This window comes from Neisseria sp. P0009.S007 (genome assembly GCF_051962515.1).
The window spans coordinates 1-330 of record NZ_JBQCVF010000994.1 but is presented as its reverse complement, the minus strand read 5'-3'; the positions used below and the strand labels follow the sequence as shown (position 1 = coordinate 330).

Sequence of the window (330 nt, the reverse complement as noted above, 5' to 3'; positions counted from 1 at the left end):
GCGTAGCACAAGGTTTGCGCAATACAGGTTAAGGCAGTACGAAAAAAGGTCGTCTGAAAACCGTTTCAGACGACCTTTAGACCAAGCGCAAAACCCTAGCGCGGGCTTTATTTGCGAAAGCCCGTACTGTTCTGCTGCATCACTGTATTTACTGGGATATGGCAGCCGCTTCGGCGTTGCAGATGATCAACGTACTGACACACTTTAGCGCGGTATTGCCCCATATCGCCGCACCATAACATTTCAGACGACCCTGAGGTCATCTGAAAAACAAAAACAGCTTACGTCAAGGGAGTCATCATTATGTCTGACATTGTCTTTATATTGTTA

At 46.7% G+C, this 330-nt stretch carries 1 protein-coding gene; it reads left to right on the top strand.

Annotated elements, in window-relative coordinates:
* The coding region (locus ACTHS3_RS17480) for a hypothetical protein (RefSeq protein ID WP_440368696.1) at positions 1-208 on the top strand (208 nt) is incomplete at its 5' end.
* Positions 209-330 lie beyond the last annotated feature (122 nt).